Source organism: Kitasatospora sp. NPDC004289 (genome assembly GCF_053602875.1).
Map to the genome: position 1 here is coordinate 13,542 of NZ_JBSGEL010000089.1, position 14,711 is coordinate 28,252.

Below are 14,711 nucleotides of genomic sequence, written 5' to 3' on the forward strand. Positions count from 1 at the left end.
CATGCCAGGGCCGATCCAGTCGCTCTCCCGGGCTGCCGCGATCATGCGGCTGCTGGCCGGTGGCGAACGGCGGCTGGGCCTGTCGGAGGTGGCCACCGCGCTGGACCTGGCCAAGGGCACCGCGCACGGCATCCTGCGCACCCTCCAGCAGGAGGGGTTCGTCGAGCAGGACCCGGAGAGCGGGAAGTACCAGCTGGGCGCCGAGCTGCTCCGGCTCGGGCAGAGCTACCTGGACGTGCACGAGCTGCGGGCCAGGGCGCTGGTCTGGGCCGACGACCTGGCCCGGGCCAGCGGGGAGACGGTCTACCTCGGGGTGCTGCACCAGCAGGGCGTGCTGATCGTGCACCACGTGTTCCGCCCGGACGACACCCGGCAGGTGCTGGAGGTGGGCTCGATGCAGCCGCTGCACTCCACCGCGCTCGGCAAGGTGCTGCTGGCGTACGACCCGGTGGCCCGGGGCGAGCTGGGCGACGGGCCGTTGGAGTCGTACACCTCGCGCACGCTCACCGACCTGGCGGACATCGACGCCGAGGCGGCGCTGACCAGGGAGCGGGGCTGGGCCGCGGCGGTGGAGGAGACCTGGGACGGCGTGGCCTCGATCGGCGCGCTGATCCAGGACCGCCGGCGCAATCCGGTGGGGGCGGTGTGCATCAGCGGGGCGGTGGAGCGCGTCTGCGAGGACGGGTTCGTGAAGCCCTCCCTGGTGGCCTCGGTGCGCAGCGCGGCCCGGGCCATCTCCCGGGACCTGGGTGCCGGGCGTTTCTAGCCGGGCGTTTCTAGCCAGGCGTTTCCAGCGGTCACATCTGACGCTTCGTGAGCTTCCCGCAGGCGCGGGCAGGTTGATTCCTGCCCGCGCCTCTGCGTTTTGTCCGCTTTTCCGGTGACAAGGGTGCTGATTTCCCCGGCACCGGGGGATCACCGTGAGTGATGGATCACAGGTCGGTCACCCGCCCTTGACGCGGGGGCGACGACAGGGGGAAGCTTCCGCATGACGGTCGACATTGTCGAACGGTGTCCGGAGCGACCGGAACGCCACCCGTCAGCGCACGACCCCGGGACGGGAACGTGCACCTCCCCCACCTGCTCCGGTCACGGACGAAGGAGTCCTTTGTGTCCGCGTTCACCAACGGCGACATCTTTGTCGGCGAAACCCTCGGCACCGCCGCACTGATACTCCTGGGCGGCGGCGTCTGCGCCGCAGTGACCCTCAAGAAGTCCAAGGCCGTCAACGCCGGCTGGCTCGCCATCACCTTCGGCTGGGGCTTCGCGGTGATGATCGCCGCCTACATGTCCGCCCCGAAGTCCGGCGCCCACCTGAACCCCGCCGTCACGCTGGCGATCGCCGCCGACACCGGCGAGTGGGGCAAGGTCCCGCTCTACCTCGGCAGCCAGCTGCTCGGCGCGATGATCGGCGCCGCCCTGGTCTGGGTCACCTACCTCGGCCAGTTCCAGGCGAACGACGCCCCCACCCTGGGCATCTTCGCCACCGGCCCCGAGGTCCGGAACCCGGTGCAGAACCTGCTCACCGAGATCATCGGCACCTTCGTGCTCTGCCTGGCCATCCTCACCCAGGGCCTGACCAAGGGCCTGGGCCTGTCCGGCACCGGCATCCTGATCGTGGCCTTCACCGTGGTCGGCATCGGCCTCTCGCTGGGCGGCCCGACCGGCTACGCCATCAACCCGGCCCGTGACCTGGGCCCGCGCATCGTGCACGCCCTGCTGCCCATCCCGCACAAGGGCGGCTCCGACTGGTCCTACGCCTGGGTGCCGGTGGCCGGCCCCGTCATCGGCGGCCTGCTGGCCGGCGGCTTCTACCACCTGGCGTTCTGACAGCCTGTTGGTTTGCCCCACTCCTGAGCACGGGGACTGACCACTCGTCAGCCCGATCTTCCCGAACCCCCATTCGAGCCGAGGACCCTCCATGACCTCCACTGGCAACTACGTCGCCGCGATCGACCAGGGCACCACCTCCAGCCGCTGCATCATCTTCGGCGAGGACGGCCGGATCGTCGCCGTCGACCAGCAGGAGCACAGCCAGATCTTCCCGCAGCCCGGCTACGTCGAGCACGACGCCGCCGAGATCTGGACCCGGGTGCAGTCCGTGGTCCGCGGCGCGCTGGAGAAGGCCGGACTGACCAAGGACGACATCCGCGCCATCGGCATCACCAACCAGCGCGAGACCACCGTGCTGTGGGACAGGAACACCGGCCAGCCGGTGCACAACGCGCTGGTCTGGCAGGACACCCGGACCGAGGCGCTCTGCCGCGAGCTGGGCCGCAACGTCGGCCAGGACCGCTTCCGCCGCGAGACCGGCCTCCCGCTGGCCAGCTACTTCGCCGGCCCGAAGATCCGCTGGCTGCTGGACAACGTCGAGGGCCTGCGCGAGCGCGCCGAGGCCGGCGACATCCTGTTCGGCACCATGGACACCTGGGTGATCTGGAACCTCACCGGCGGCGTCAACGGCGGCAAGCACGTCACCGACGTGACCAACGCCAGCCGCACCATGCTGATGAACCTCGCCACCCTCGCCTGGGACGAGCGGATCGCCGAGTCGATGGGCGTCCCGCTCCAGGTCCTCCCGGAGATCCGCTCCTCCGCCGAGGTCTACGGCCACGCGGTCGGCGACCTGGAGGGCGTCCCGGTGGCGGCCGCGCTCGGCGACCAGCAGGCCGCGCTGTTCGGCCAGACCTGCTTCAACGAGGGCGAGGCCAAGTCCACCTACGGGACCGGCACCTTCCTGCTGCTGAACACCGGCGAGAAGATCGTCAACTCGTACCACGGCCTGCTCACCACCGTCGGCTACCAGATCGGCGACCAGGCCCCGGTCTACGCCCTGGAGGGCTCGATCGCGGTCACCGGCTCGCTGGTGCAGTGGCTGCGCGACCAGCTGGGCATCATCTCCACCGCCGCCGAGATCGAGACCCTGGCCTCGACCGTCGACGACAACGGCGGTGCCTACTTCGTGCCGGCCTTCTCCGGCCTGTTCGCCCCGTACTGGCGCTCCGACGCCCGCGGTGTGATCGCCGGTCTGACCCGGTACGTGACCAAGGGCCACCTGGCCCGCGCCGTGCTGGAGGCCACCGCCTGGCAGACCCGCGAGGTCGTCGACGCCATGCAGAAGGACTCCGGCGTGGAGCTCACCGCCCTCAAGGTGGACGGTGGGATGACCTCCAACAACCTGCTCATGCAGAACATCGCGGACGTCCTGGACGCCCCGGTCGAGCGGCCCTACGTGGCCGAGACCACCGCGCTGGGCGCGGCCTACGCGGCCGGCCTGGCGGTCGGCTTCTGGCCGGACCTGGACACCCTGCGGGCCAACTGGCACCGCGCCGCCGAGTGGACCCCCCGGATGGACGAGGCCACCCGCGAGCGGGAGTACAAGAAGTGGCTCAAGGCCGTGGAGCGCACCATGGGTTGGGTGGAGGAGGACGAGGAGAGCTGACCGTCACGCCGGTCGGGGCCGCAGCGGCCCCGACCGGCCAGCGTCGTTTCTTGACGGCCTCTCAGCAGGAGGCCGCAGCGCAGTACTACGAGAGGAGACGCGGCGCCGCCCGCACCGGCACCGCAACACACACCATGGCTTCCATCCCGACCCTGGGCGCCGGCTACACCACCGGCCGTACCGCCTCCCGCGCCGAGGCCCGCGAGCTGCTCGGCAAGGCCACCTACGACCTCCTGGTGATCGGCGGCGGCATCCTCGGCACCGCCACCGCCTGGACCGCCGCCCAGTCGGGCCTCAAGGTCGCCATGGTGGACGCGGGCGACTTCGCCGGCGCCACCTCCTCCGCCTCCTCCAAGCTGGTCCACGGCGGCCTGCGCTACCTGCAGACCGGCGCGGTCAAGCTGGTCGCGGAGAACCACAAGGAGCGCCGCGTCCTCTCCACCGACGTGGCCCCGCACCTGGTCAACCCGCTGACCTTCTTCGTGCCGGTCTACAAGGGCGGCCCGCACGGCGCCACCAAGCTCGGCGCCGGCGTCTTCCTCTACTCCGCGCTCTCCGCCTTCCGCGACGGCATGGGCCGGGTCTCCACCGCCGCGCACGCCGCCCAGCAGGTGCCCGCGCTGCGCACCGAGGGCCTGCGCTCGGTCGCCGTCTACGGCGACCACCAGATGAACGACTCCCGGGTCGCCGTGATGACGGTGCGCGCGGCGGTCGAGGCCGGGGCCGTGGTGCTCAACCACGCCGAGGTGACCGGACTGCGCTTCACCGGCGGCCGGGTGACCGGTGCCGAGCTGAAGGACCGTCTGGACGGCACCGAGTTCGGCGTCGACGCGCGCCTGGTGCTCAACGCCACCGGCCCGTGGGTCGACCACCTGCGGCAGATGGAGGACAAGGGCGCCGCCCCGTCCATCCGCCTCTCCAAGGGCGCGCACGTCGTGGTCAAGCGGCGCACCCCGTGGCGCGCGGCGCTCACCATCCCGATCGACAAGTACCGCGTGTCGTTCGCGATCCCGTGGGAGGACCACGTCCTGCTCGGCACCACCGACGAGGAGTACACCGGTGACCCGCGCGACGTGCGCGCCACCGAGGCCGACATCGACCAGATCATGGGCGAGGCCGGCCACGCGATCCGCGACGAGCACCTGGACCGCGACCTGATCACCTACGCCTTCGCCGGCCTGCGCGTGCTGCCCGGCGGCCCGGGCGACACCGCCGCCGCCAAGCGCGAGACGGTCGTCACCGAGGGCCGGGGCGGCATGCTCTCGGTGGCCGGCGGCAAGTGGACGACGTACCGTCACATCGGCCGCACCGTCCTGGAGAAGCTGGCCCACGTGCCCGGCACCGGCCTGCGCGAGGACATGTCCCCGATCCCGGCCACCGTCCCGCTGCCCGGCGTCGGCGCCCCGAACGCGGTGGCCCACCGCCTGCTGGTGGACCGCGAGCCCGGCTCCCGGATGGAGCCGCTGGTGGCCAAGCACCTGGCCTCGCACTACGGCACCCTCTCCTTCGAGATCGCCCACCTGATCGCGGAGAACCCCGAGCTCGGCGAGCCGATCCACGCCGACGGCCCGGACGTCTGGGCCCAGGTCGCGTACGCCGCGGACAACGAGTGGGCGTACACCGCGGACGACGTCCTGCGCCGCCGCACCACCATGACGGTCCGTGGGCTCGACACCCCGGAGATCCGGGCCGAGGTGGACGCCTTCCTCGCGAAGCGCGGAAAGAAGTAGGCGACCAGAAGCAAGACACCGTCAGTACGGCCGGACGGCCCGCCCCTTGCCACGGGGGGCGGGCCGTTCCGGCGTTCAGCGGCGCGGTCGGTTCCGCCAGGAGCCGGGCCCGTCGGTGGCGGCCTTCGCGGGACCGGGCCAGCCGAGCACCTCGCCCGCGAACCAGATGGCCGGCCGGTCGGCGCTCCATCCGTTGAGCACGGCCGCGACCCGCTCCGCGTCGGCCAGGTCGGCGAACAGGCCGTCCGGGCCGGTGCGGACGCCGAGTTCGGCGAGGGCGTCCGCGGAGGGGTCGTGGCAGCGCCAGGTGTGCAGGTGGCCGGCGTCGTAGCCGATCACCTCCCAGCCGAGGCGGGTGCCGCCCTCGTCGAGGGCGGGCGGGGAGGCGAGGTTGGCGAGCAGCACCGGGTCATCGCCGTCGGCCTTGCGGACCGCCCTGGCCAGCACCTTCGCCTGACCGGGGGTCACCAGCAGTCCGAGCAGCCGGGCCGGCGGCCCGATCCGCAGCCGGGCGCAGGCCGCCAGCGCGGCCTCCCGGGAGGAGAACCAGTGGTCGTCCCGCGGCAGTTGGCCGACCCGGCAGGCGGCGACGGAGACCTCGTCCCCCTCCGGTTCGACCACCAGGTAGCCGGCCACCACGGCGGCCTCGTCCGTGGAGCGCGGCGGGGGCAGGCGGCGGGTCTGCTTCACCAGCAGGGGCAGCCGGTCGCAGCGCTCGGGGAGGCGGCGCTCCTCCAGCCAGAACAGGTAGCCGCGCAGGTCCTCCTGGAGCAGCTGGTCGATGTAGTCGACGTACCCGCGCAGCTCCTGGACCAGCTGGTCCTGCTCCCGGTCGCCGGTGCCGGCGCGGTGCGCGGCGGCCTTGAGGGCCCACTCCTTGACCCGGCCGCGCTCGTACCACCAGGCCCGGACGGCGGCCGGGGTCCAGTGCTGGTCGCCGTCCATCGCGTAGTGGCGGTCGGGGTGCTTGCGGACCTCGGCGACCAGGCTCTGGACCTGCAGGACGTCGGTGGGCTGACGGTAGACCAGGTCGGCCACCACCCGCTCCTCGTGGGCGAGCAGCTCGGCGGCGTCGCGCGGCGGGGAGTCGGCCTCCCGGACGGTGCCGTAGAACGGGCCCGGGACACCGCGCCAGTTGCGTTCGGCCCAGCGGCCGTCGAACGGGTCACCATCCCGGGCGACCTCCCGGAGAGCCGCCGGGACCGGGTCCCAGTACCTCGCGGACACGTACGCCCCTCCCCCGTGGAAACACCGGACGGCCGCCACCCTTCCAGTGGAGGGTGACGGCCGTCCATGGCCCTTCCGGGCTAGATGATCAGGGAGAGCGGGAGGATCAGGGCGATCGCGGTGACCGAGATCAGGGTCTCCATCACCGACCAGGACTTGAGGGTCTGACCGACCGTCATGCCGAAGTACTCCTTCACCAGCCAGAAGCCCGCGTCGTTGACGTGCGAGAGGAAGAGCGAGCCGGCGCCGATGGCGAGCACCAGCAGGGCGGCGTGGGTGGTGGAGAGGTCGGCGGCCAGCGGGGCGACGATGCCGGCGGCGGTGATGGTGGCGACGGTGGCGGAGCCGGTGGCCAGGCGGATCAGTACGGCGATCAGCCAGCCGAGCAGCAGGGCCGAGATGTGCCACTTGGCCGACCAGGAGCTGACGGCGTCCCCGACGCCGACGTCGATCAGGGTCTGCTTGAAACCGCCGCCCGCGCCGACGATGAAGACGATGCCGGCGATCGGGGCGAGCGACTTCTCCATGGTGGTGGAGATCCGGGCCTTGGTGAAGCCGGCCGCCCGGCCGAGGGTGACCATGCCGAGCAGGGTGGCGGCGAGCAGTGCGATCAGCGGGGAGCCAATGAAGTCGGCGATCCGCTGGGGCATCGCCTTGGGGTCGTCGATGACCACGTCGGCCAGGGCCTTGCCGAGCATCAGGACCACCGGCAGCAGGATGGTGGTGAGGACGGCGGCGAAGGAGGGGGTGCGCTCGGGCTTCTCGGTGGCGGGCGGGGCCGGGGGCAGCTCCAGCGGGCCGACCCAGCGCTCGGCGAAGCGGGCGAACAGCGGGCCGGCCACGATCAGGGTGGGCACGGCGATCAGCAGGCCGAGCGCCAGGGTGACGCCGAGGTCCGCCTTGAGGGCGTCGACGGCGACCAGCGGGCCCGGGTGCGGGGGCACCAGGCCGTGCAGCACGGAGAGCCCGGCCAGGGCGGGGATGCCGAGGCGGATCAGCGGGACGTTCCCGCGCCGGGCGACCAGGATCACGATCGGGATCAGCAGCACCACGCCGACCTCGAAGAACAGCGGCAGGCCGAGCACGGCGGCGATCAGCGCCATCGACCAGGGCAGCATGCGCTTGGAGGAGCGGCGCAGCACGGTGTCGGCGACGATGTCCGCCCCGCCGGAGTCGGCGAGCAGCTTGCCGAGCATGGCGCCGAGGCCGATCAGCAGGCCGACGCTGGCCACGGTGGAGCCGAAGCCGGCCGAGAAGCTGGAGAGCAGCTTGTCGAAGGGGGCGCCCGCGACGGCGGCGAGCACGCCGGAGCCGAGGATCAGGGCGAGGAAGGGGTGCAGCTTGAAGCGGGTGATCAGCAGCACGATGACGCCGATGCCGAGCAGCACCGCGAGCAGCAGGACGCCGTCGCTGGAGGTGTGCGGGAGCGGGGCGGCGAGGAGTTGGGTGGTCACGCGAGGTCTCCGTTGAACAGGCGCGGGGTGTGGGGGAGGTGGGGGTGCGGGGTCAGGCGGACCGGGCCGTGATCAGGTCGGCGGCGCGGTCGGCCAGTTCGGCGGGGGTGTGGTCGACGTCCAGGGCGAAGCCGCGCTCGTCCGGCCGGAGCGGTTCGAGCGCGGCGTACTGGGAGTCGAGCAGGGTGGCCGGCATGAAGTGGCCGGTGCGGGCGGCCAGCCGGGAGCCGATCAGCGCCCGGTCGCCGGTCAGGTGGACGAAGCGGGTGGCCGGGGCCTGGGAGCGCAGAGTGTCGCGGTAGCTCCGCTTGAGCGCGGAGCAGGCCACCACTCCCCCGGTGCCCTCGGCGACCCGGCCGCCGAGCCAGTCGGCGAGGGCCAGCAGCCAGGGCTGCCGGTCGGCGTCGTCGAGCGGGACGCCGGCGGCCATCTTGGCGATGTTCGCCGGCGGGTGGAAGTCGTCGGCCTCCGCGTACGGGAGGCCGAGCCGCTCGGCCAGCAGGCGGGCGACGGTGGTCTTGCCGACGCCCGACACGCCCATCACCACGAGGGTGGGCGGCTGGTTCTCGACGCTGAGACCCATGGCTGGTGCTCCTTGTTCTGACTGGTCACGACTGACACTGCCGCAAAGGTATGACTTATTCAAGGGGTGGCAACCCAATCGTCATACATATGTGGCGAAGATATCCTGAGCCGATGGAGATCCAGGGCCTGCCCGGCCGACTGCTCGCCGACCTCGGACCGGCCATCGCCTCCGGCGAGATCCCCGAGGGCGCGGTGCTGCGCAGCGAGGAGCTCGAGGCGAAGTACGGAGTGTCCCGGACGGTGGTCCGGGAGGCGGTGCGCATCCTGGAGTCGATGCGGATGGTCGCGCCCCGGCGCCGGGTCGGCATCACCGTGCAGCCCAAGGCCGGCTGGGACGTCTTCGACCCGCTGGTGATCCGCTGGCGCCTCGCCGGGGCGGACCGCTCCGCGCAGCTGCGTTCGCTGGGATCGCTGCGGGTCGCGGTGGAGCCGGCCGCCGCCGCGCTGGCGGCCGTCCACGCCACCGACGACCACCGGCGCGAACTCGGCGCCCTGGCGGTCGAGCTGACGGTCAGTGCCCGCTCCGACCTGTCGGTCTTCCTGCAGCACGACATCGCCTTCCACGCGACGGTGCTGCGCGCCTCCTGCAACGAGATGTTCGCCCACCTGGGCGACACCGTCGGCGCCGTGCTGACCGGGCGCACCGAGCACCAGCTGATGCCGCATCAGCCCGAGCCGTACGCGGTCGCGCTGCACCGCGAGGTCGCCGACGCGATCTGCGAGGGCCGCTCGGGGGACGCCGAGACGGCGATGCGCACCATCGTCCAGGGAGCCCTCGACGAGCTGAACGAGGTGCTGGGCTAGCAGGCCGCCGTGAGCAGCAGGGCGTGGCGGGTCCAGCGGCGGGTGGGGTGGAAGTCGAGGCCGGCGAGGGTGTCGAGGAGGGCTTCGGCCGCGCCCAGGCTGACGGTGCGGTAGGGGGCCGGGGCGCGGCGGATGAGCTCGGCGGCGAGGTCGCGGGCGATGCCGGGGCGGGCGTCCGGGTCGGCGCAGAGGGTGTCGATCCAGAGGTCGTGCGGGGCGTCGGGCCATTCGAGGGTGAGGGCGAAGCCCACGGGCGGGCCGTCCTCGTGGAGGGTGGCCAGCAGGCAGGAGTCCCGGCGCAGGCAGGGGTGGCGCAGGGTGGAGACCAGGGCCTCGTCGCCGCCGCGGGTACGGACCGCCCCGGCGGTGGCGCGGCGGTAGAGCTCGCCCATCCGGGCGGCGTCGCCGGGGCGGAGCGGGCGGAAGGACAGTCCGGGGCCGGCCGCCGGGAGGGGGCGGATCGGGGCGCTGGCCTCCAGGAAGGGGGTGGCCGTGAAGCCGCGGGCCGTCAGCATCGCGCGCAGGCCGGTGTCCTCGCCGAGGCAGTCGACCACCAGCTCGACCAGGGTGGAGGAGGCGGTGGCGGCGGCCCGGTCCACCGCCCAGTCCAGCAGCGCACCGCCGACGCCGCGACGCCGCCAGGGGCCGAGCACCTCCCCCGCGCACTCGACCAGGGCGAAACCGCCGCCCCAGTCCTGCCGGTTGGCCGCGTAGCCGGCGATCCGGCCGCCCAACCGGGCCACCACGGCGTCGCCGTCGGCCAGCGAGCGCGCCAGCACGGCCATCCGCTGGCCGTCCATCCCGGCGGCGCCGCCGCGGCCGTACGCCTCCAGGGCGTCGTTCAGTTCGGGGAGCTGATCCGGGGTCAGCTGCCGCAGCTCGGTCACGACGGTCTCCCCCGGAGTTCGGCGGTGCGGTGGGCGGCGGTGCGGTGCAGCGCGGTGCGGTGCAGGGCGCTGTGGTGCAGGGCGTGCAGCAGCAGGGCGGTGGCGGTGACGCCCGGGGCCTCCTCGGGGCCGGGCAGGTACTCGACCAGGTCGAGGCCGGCCACCGGGAGGCGCTCGCACAGGGCGGTGAGCAGGCCGAGCGCCTCCCGGTAGGACCAGCCGCCGGGCAGCACCGTGCCGGTGCTGGGCATCACGGCCGGGTCGAGCACGTCCAGGTCGAAGCTGAGGTGCCAGTCCAGGCCGGCCGGCAGGCGGCGGACGATCTCGTCCGGGTCGGTCTCCAGGGCGGTGCGGCCGGGCCAGCGGTGGAGCTTGGCGCAGGCCTCGGGACGCTCCGGGGTGAGCTGGCGGACGCCGAACTGGGCGACGCACGCCACCGCCTCGCTGCCGAGCACCCAGTCCAGGAAGTTCCCGTGGTGCACGCCGCTGCGCGGACCGGTGCGCACCCGGCCGTAGTCGTGGTGGGCGTCGAAGTGCAGCACGCCGATCGGGTGGTGACGGCGGGTCAGGCCGTCCACCACCCGCAGGGTGAGCGAGTGGTCCCCGCCGAGGACCACCGGGACCTTGCCGGCCTGGGCGGTCAGCGCGACCAGCTGCTCCAGGTCGTCCAACAGGTCCGCACCGCCCGCGCCCGGCACGGCCGTCAGGTCGCCGACGTCGGCGAGCGCGACCCCGGCGAGCAGTCGGCGGTCGTGCTCGGCGTCGTACATGCCGCGCAGCCCTGGGTCGGCCCGGAAGACGGTGGTACTGACCCGGCGCAGCGCCTCGGGGCCGAACCGGGCGCCGGGGCGGTAGGAGACGCCTTGGTCGTAGGGCGCGCCGATCACCACGAAGGCGGCCGGGCCGTTGAGTGCCTCGGCCACCGTGGAGAGCGGCGTGCCGTACAGGCCGGTGCCGCGCCCGGGGCCGGCCGCGGTGTCCTGGGCCTGCAGCGCGCCCGCCTCGACGAGCACGGCCACCGTCCGGCGGACGGCCTCGGAGCTGCCGGGGGCGGTGCGCTCCAGCCGGGCGGCGACCGCCTCCGCCGTGGCGGGGACGGCGAACTGGGAGAGCACGTGCAGCGCCCGGCGGCCGAGCCTGACGCTGCGTCCGGTCTCGGGCCAGACCAGCTCGCTCTCCTCGCCGCCGCCGTCCAGCCTGGCCGCGCCCGGGGTGACCCGCAGCGTCTCGTTCACCGGCGCCGCCCGTCGTGTGCGCCGTCGACCGCGGCCGGCTGCACCGCGGCCGGCTCCGGCGTGGACGGCTCCAGCGTGGTCAGCCAGGCCGCGCGGAGCCGCGCGTACGGGCCGTCCGCGTCGCGCAGGTCCTTCGGGGCGCCGCTCTCGACGATCCGGCCGTGCTCCAGCACCACCACCCGGTCGCTGCGCTCGGCCGTCCAGAGGTCGTGGGCGACCTGGATCACGGTCGTCCCGGCCAGCGAGCGGGAGAGCTCGGCGGTGAAGCGCCCGGCGGCCCGCTCGGAGAGCCCGGCGGTGGCCTCGTCGAGCAGCAGGACCCGGGGGCGGCGCAGGAAGAGCCGGGCGAGGGCGAGTTGGCGCGCCTGGGCCGGGGTCGGCGGGTGGCCGTCCTCGCCGAGAGCGGTGGCCAGGCCGTCGGGCAGTTCGCGGACCCAGCCGTCGGCGTCGGCGGAGGCCAGGGCCGCCCACAGCTCGTGCTCCTCGGCCTCGGGGCGCGCCAGGGTGAGGTTGTCCCGGACGGTGCCGTGGAAGACGTGGTCCTCCTGGGCGACCAGCACCACCTCCGCGCGGCCGCCGGCGACCGCCTCCTGACGGCCGATCAGCACCCGGCCGGAGTCCGGCCGCAGGGCGCCGGCCAGCAGGGTGGCGAGGGTGGTCTTGCCGGCCCCGGAGGCGCCCACCAGGCAGATCCGCTCGCCGGCCGCCACCTCCAGGTCGACGGCGTGCAGGACGGGGGCGCCCTCGGCGTAGCCGAAGGTCAGGGCCTCGCAGCGGACCGGCAGCCCGGCCGGGCCCGGCCCGGTGCGAGCCGCCGGAAGGTCGAGGGCACCGACCCCGACGCCGAGGATGCGGCCGAGGGCTGCCCCGGCGGCCTGGGCCTCGCCGAACCAGTAGATGAGGTCGTCCAACGGGGTCAGCACCGCCCGCAGGTAGAGCGCGATCACCGCCACGTCGCCGACCTGGGCGTGGCCGCCGCGCACCAGCCAGGCGCCCCAACCGACCACCACCAGCAGCGGCAGGTGGTAGCCCGCCTGCACGGCGGGGAACCAGGCGCGCTCCAGCCGGACCGGCTCCCCGGCCAGCCGACGCCAGGTGCCGACGCTCCGTCGGGCCGCCTCCCGCCGGGCCGGGCCCAGGCGCAGCGTGCTGACGGCCTCGTGGCCGCGGACGGTCTCGGTGAGCGCACCGGTGGCGGCGGCCCGGGCGGCCAGCTCCTCCCCGTACGCCTTCGGCGCGCGCCGCACGTACCACCGGGTGGAGAGCAGGATCGGCGGGACCCCGACCAGGCAGCCGAGCGCGACCAGCGGGTCGACCAGGAAGGCGGCGCCGAGGGTCATCGCCACCGTGACGGTGCCGACCACCGTCTCGGGCAGGCCGGTGCGGGTGATGTCCTGGACGGCGTCCATGTCGGAGGTGGAGCGGGAGAGCACCTCGCCCTGGTCGACCGCCTCCAGTTCGCGCACCGGCATGGCGAGCAGGCCGTCCAGGAAGTCGTTGCGCAGGACCGCGAAGATCCGCTCGCCGAGGGCGAAGGACCAGGAGGCGGCGGTGAAGGCCAGGCCGGCGTGCACCACGAGGGCGGCCAGGATCAGCAGCACCGGGCCGAGCAGGCCGACGGCCCGCCCGTCCGCGATCCGGTCCACCAGCGAACCGAGCACCAGCGGCGGCACCAGCCCGCCGGCCACGGCGGCCGCGTGCACCAGCACGATCGCGGTCAGCCGGCCCCCGAAGCGGGCGGCGAGCCCACCGACCCGGCGGCGGACGGCGGTCCGGTCGGCGACCGGCAGCACCGGCGCGGGCCCTGCCACCGCCCGGCTCCCGGGCCCGGACGGCACGTCAGCCACCGGCGGGGCCGGGGAGAGGGACGGAGCGTCAGACATCGGAGCCCTCCTCGACGGCCAGGACGTGGTCGGCCACCGCGCGGAACGCGCCGGCCGAGCCCAGGACCAGGGTGGTGCGGCCGCGCCGGTGCTCGGCCACCCGGCGGGCGATCTCGATCTCGGTGACCGCGTCCAGCGCGGTGGTCGGTTCGACCAGCACCAGGACCGGCGGATCGCCGACCAACGACCGTGCCAGCGCCAGGCGTTGACGCTGGCCTCCGGAGAGGTTGCGGCCCTCGGCGTCGATCCGGGCGTCCAGGCCGCCGGGCAGCCGCTCCACCACGTCGTCCGCGGCCGCTGCCCGCAGGGCGGCGGTGAGCTCGCGGTCGCCGTAGCGGGCGGCCGGGTCCAGCACCTCGCGCACCGGGCCGGCGAAGAGCACCGGGCGGGCGCCCTGGATCCGCACCGCCGCACCCAGCGCGTCGGGGTGGAACTCGCGCACCGGGCGTCCGGCCAGGGTGGCGCCCTGCTCGACCGTCAGGCCGACCAGGCGGCGGGCCAGCCGGTCCGGGTCGTAGCCGCCGGGAGCGGCCAGCACGCTCAGGCCGCCGAGCGGGATCCGAAGGCCCGTCAGGCCGTCGGCGGGCTCGGCCTGTTCTGGCACCTCGGCGGTCCCGGTCCAGGGGCGCTCGGGGGCGGCCAGCAGGGCGGTGACGTTCCGGGCGGCCACCCGGGCACCGGCCCGGGCCGCGCCGTACCCGGCGGCGGTGGTGACGGGGGCGACCAGGTAGGCGGAGGCGGTGTAGAAGGTGACCAGGTCGGTGGGCGGCACCGAGCCGGCGGCGGCCAGGGTGCCGCCGAGCCAGACCAGGGCGGCCAGGAAGAGGCCGGGCAGCAGGGTGCCGGAGACCAGCAGCAGGGCCTCCGTCCGGGCCACCTCCACCCCGGCCCGCTCGGTGGCCGCCGAGGCGGCCCGGTAGCGCTCCCGCACCACCCGCTCGGCGCCCAGACCGCGCAGCACCCGCAGCCCGAGGCCGATGTCGGAGCTCAGCGCGGCCACCGTGCCGAGCGCCTCGCGCTGGCGCTCGCGGCGCTCCTCCAGCGGCTCGGCCACCTTGCCGGTGAGCCACATCAGGCCGGGCACCCCGGCCAGCACCACCAGTGTGACCAGCGGGGAGATCGCCAGCAGGTACCCGGCGACCACCAGCAGCCCGAGCACCGAGGCGGCCAGCCTGATCCGCACCACCGGGAAGCCGGCCACCCGGGAGACGTCGTACGCCGCCACGGTGGCCACCTCGGCGGGCGGGGTGCGGGCCGCCACGTCCTGCGGGGCGCGGGCGGCCTTCTCCCCGATCTCCTCCAGCAGCGCGGCGGTGGCGCGCAGTCCGAGCCGGGCGGCGATCACGTGCCGGGTGACGTTGGTGGCGATGCCGGTCACGACGGCGGCGCCCAGCGCGGCCACGTACCGGGGCAGCCCGCCGCCCTGGCCGGCCGCCGCGCCCAGGGCGGCGCCGACCAGCCAGG

At 74.4% G+C, this 14,711-nt stretch carries 12 protein-coding genes; 5 read left to right on the plus strand and 7 right to left on the minus strand.

Annotated elements, in window-relative coordinates; all coding sequences use genetic code 11:
- The first annotated feature begins 1 nt into the window (after window position 1).
- The 4 genes from ACWEPF_RS35450 to ACWEPF_RS35465 all read left to right on the plus strand — a co-directional run bounded on the left by ACWEPF_RS35450 (window position 2) and on the right by ACWEPF_RS35465 (window position 5,172).
- The gene (locus ACWEPF_RS35450) at window positions 2-766 is read left to right on the plus strand and encodes an IclR family transcriptional regulator (protein WP_345284062.1); all 765 of its coding nucleotides are present in this window, start codon (window positions 2-4) and stop codon (window positions 764-766) included.
- Window positions 767-1,110: 344 nt separating this feature from the next.
- Window positions 1,111-1,830 (plus strand): MIP/aquaporin family protein, encoded by a 720-nt coding sequence (locus ACWEPF_RS35455; protein ID WP_345284064.1) that lies wholly within the window; start codon window positions 1,111-1,113, stop codon window positions 1,828-1,830.
- A gap of 91 nt (window positions 1,831-1,921) precedes the next feature.
- Window positions 1,922-3,442 (plus strand): glycerol kinase GlpK, encoded by a 1,521-nt coding sequence (gene glpK / locus ACWEPF_RS35460; protein WP_452175818.1) that lies wholly within the window; start codon window positions 1,922-1,924, stop codon window positions 3,440-3,442.
- A 134-nt stretch (window positions 3,443-3,576) separates the two neighbouring features.
- A complete protein-coding gene (locus ACWEPF_RS35465; RefSeq protein WP_452175826.1) occupies window positions 3,577-5,172 on the plus strand; it encodes an FAD-dependent oxidoreductase in 1,596 nt (531 codons plus the stop codon).
- 75 nt (window positions 5,173-5,247) lie between these two features.
- Here the strand turns inward: ACWEPF_RS35465 and ACWEPF_RS35470 are convergent, their stop codons facing one another.
- The 3 genes from ACWEPF_RS35470 to ACWEPF_RS35480 form a co-directional block, all read right to left on the minus strand.
- Window positions 5,248-6,399 carry a hypothetical protein gene (locus ACWEPF_RS35470; RefSeq protein ID WP_452175819.1) on the minus strand — a complete coding sequence of 384 codons (1,152 nt, stop codon included), beginning with the start codon at window positions 6,397-6,399 and terminating at the stop codon, window positions 5,248-5,250.
- Between the two features lie 80 nt (window positions 6,400-6,479).
- On the minus strand, window positions 6,480-7,853 hold the full coding sequence (locus ACWEPF_RS35475) for a GntT/GntP/DsdX family permease (RefSeq protein WP_380148753.1): 1,374 nt from the start codon (window positions 7,851-7,853) through the stop codon (window positions 6,480-6,482).
- Between the two features lie 52 nt (window positions 7,854-7,905).
- Window positions 7,906-8,436, minus strand: a complete 531-nt coding sequence (locus tag ACWEPF_RS35480) for a gluconokinase (RefSeq protein ID WP_452175820.1) — start codon at window positions 8,434-8,436, stop codon at window positions 7,906-7,908.
- Between the two features lie 113 nt (window positions 8,437-8,549).
- Here ACWEPF_RS35480 and ACWEPF_RS35485 point away from each other — a divergent pair, with 113 nt between their 5' ends.
- A complete protein-coding gene (locus ACWEPF_RS35485; RefSeq protein ID WP_452175821.1) occupies window positions 8,550-9,242 on the plus strand; it encodes a FadR/GntR family transcriptional regulator in 693 nt (230 codons plus the stop codon).
- Here ACWEPF_RS35485 and ACWEPF_RS35490 read toward each other — a convergent pair.
- From ACWEPF_RS35490 to ACWEPF_RS35505, 4 genes are all read right to left on the minus strand, one after another.
- Window positions 9,239-10,129: a GNAT family N-acetyltransferase gene (locus tag ACWEPF_RS35490; RefSeq protein WP_452175822.1), complete on the minus strand. Its 891-nt coding sequence runs from the start codon at window positions 10,127-10,129 to the stop codon at window positions 9,239-9,241. The two genes, ACWEPF_RS35485 and ACWEPF_RS35490, sit on opposite strands and share 4 nt — an antisense overlap.
- Complete coding sequence (locus ACWEPF_RS35495) at window positions 10,126-11,364, minus strand: arginase family protein (protein WP_452175823.1); 1,239 nt, start codon at window positions 11,362-11,364, stop codon at window positions 10,126-10,128. The genes ACWEPF_RS35490 and ACWEPF_RS35495 overlap by 4 nt, the downstream gene beginning before the upstream one ends.
- Window positions 11,361-13,247 (minus strand): ABC transporter ATP-binding protein, encoded by a 1,887-nt coding sequence (locus tag ACWEPF_RS35500; RefSeq protein ID WP_452175824.1) that lies wholly within the window; start codon window positions 13,245-13,247, stop codon window positions 11,361-11,363. Before ACWEPF_RS35500 ends, ACWEPF_RS35495 begins: the two co-directional genes overlap by 4 nt.
- Window positions 13,240-14,711, minus strand: a 1,472-nt coding sequence (locus tag ACWEPF_RS35505; RefSeq protein ID WP_452175825.1) for an ABC transporter transmembrane domain-containing protein, incomplete at its 5' end; no start/stop codon positions are given. The genes ACWEPF_RS35505 and ACWEPF_RS35500, both read right to left, overlap by 8 nt.

Bases quoted from the DNA above. Each gene is read 5' to 3' on its own strand.
- ACWEPF_RS35450 (WP_345284062.1), top strand. From the start codon at position 2: ATGCCAGGGCCGATCCAGTCGCTCTCCCGGGCTGCCGCGATCATGCGG.
- glpK (WP_452175818.1), top strand. From the start codon at position 1,922: ATGACCTCCACTGGCAACTACGTCGCCGCGATCGACCAGGGCACCACC.
- ACWEPF_RS35465 (WP_452175826.1), top strand. From the start codon at position 3,577: ATGGCTTCCATCCCGACCCTGGGCGCCGGCTACACCACCGGCCGTACC.
- ACWEPF_RS35480 (WP_452175820.1), bottom strand. From the start codon at position 8,436: ATGGGTCTCAGCGTCGAGAACCAGCCGCCCACCCTCGTGGTGATGGGC.
- ACWEPF_RS35485 (WP_452175821.1), top strand. From the start codon at position 8,550: ATGGAGATCCAGGGCCTGCCCGGCCGACTGCTCGCCGACCTCGGACCG.
- ACWEPF_RS35500 (WP_452175824.1), bottom strand. From the start codon at position 13,247: ATGTCTGACGCTCCGTCCCTCTCCCCGGCCCCGCCGGTGGCTGACGTG.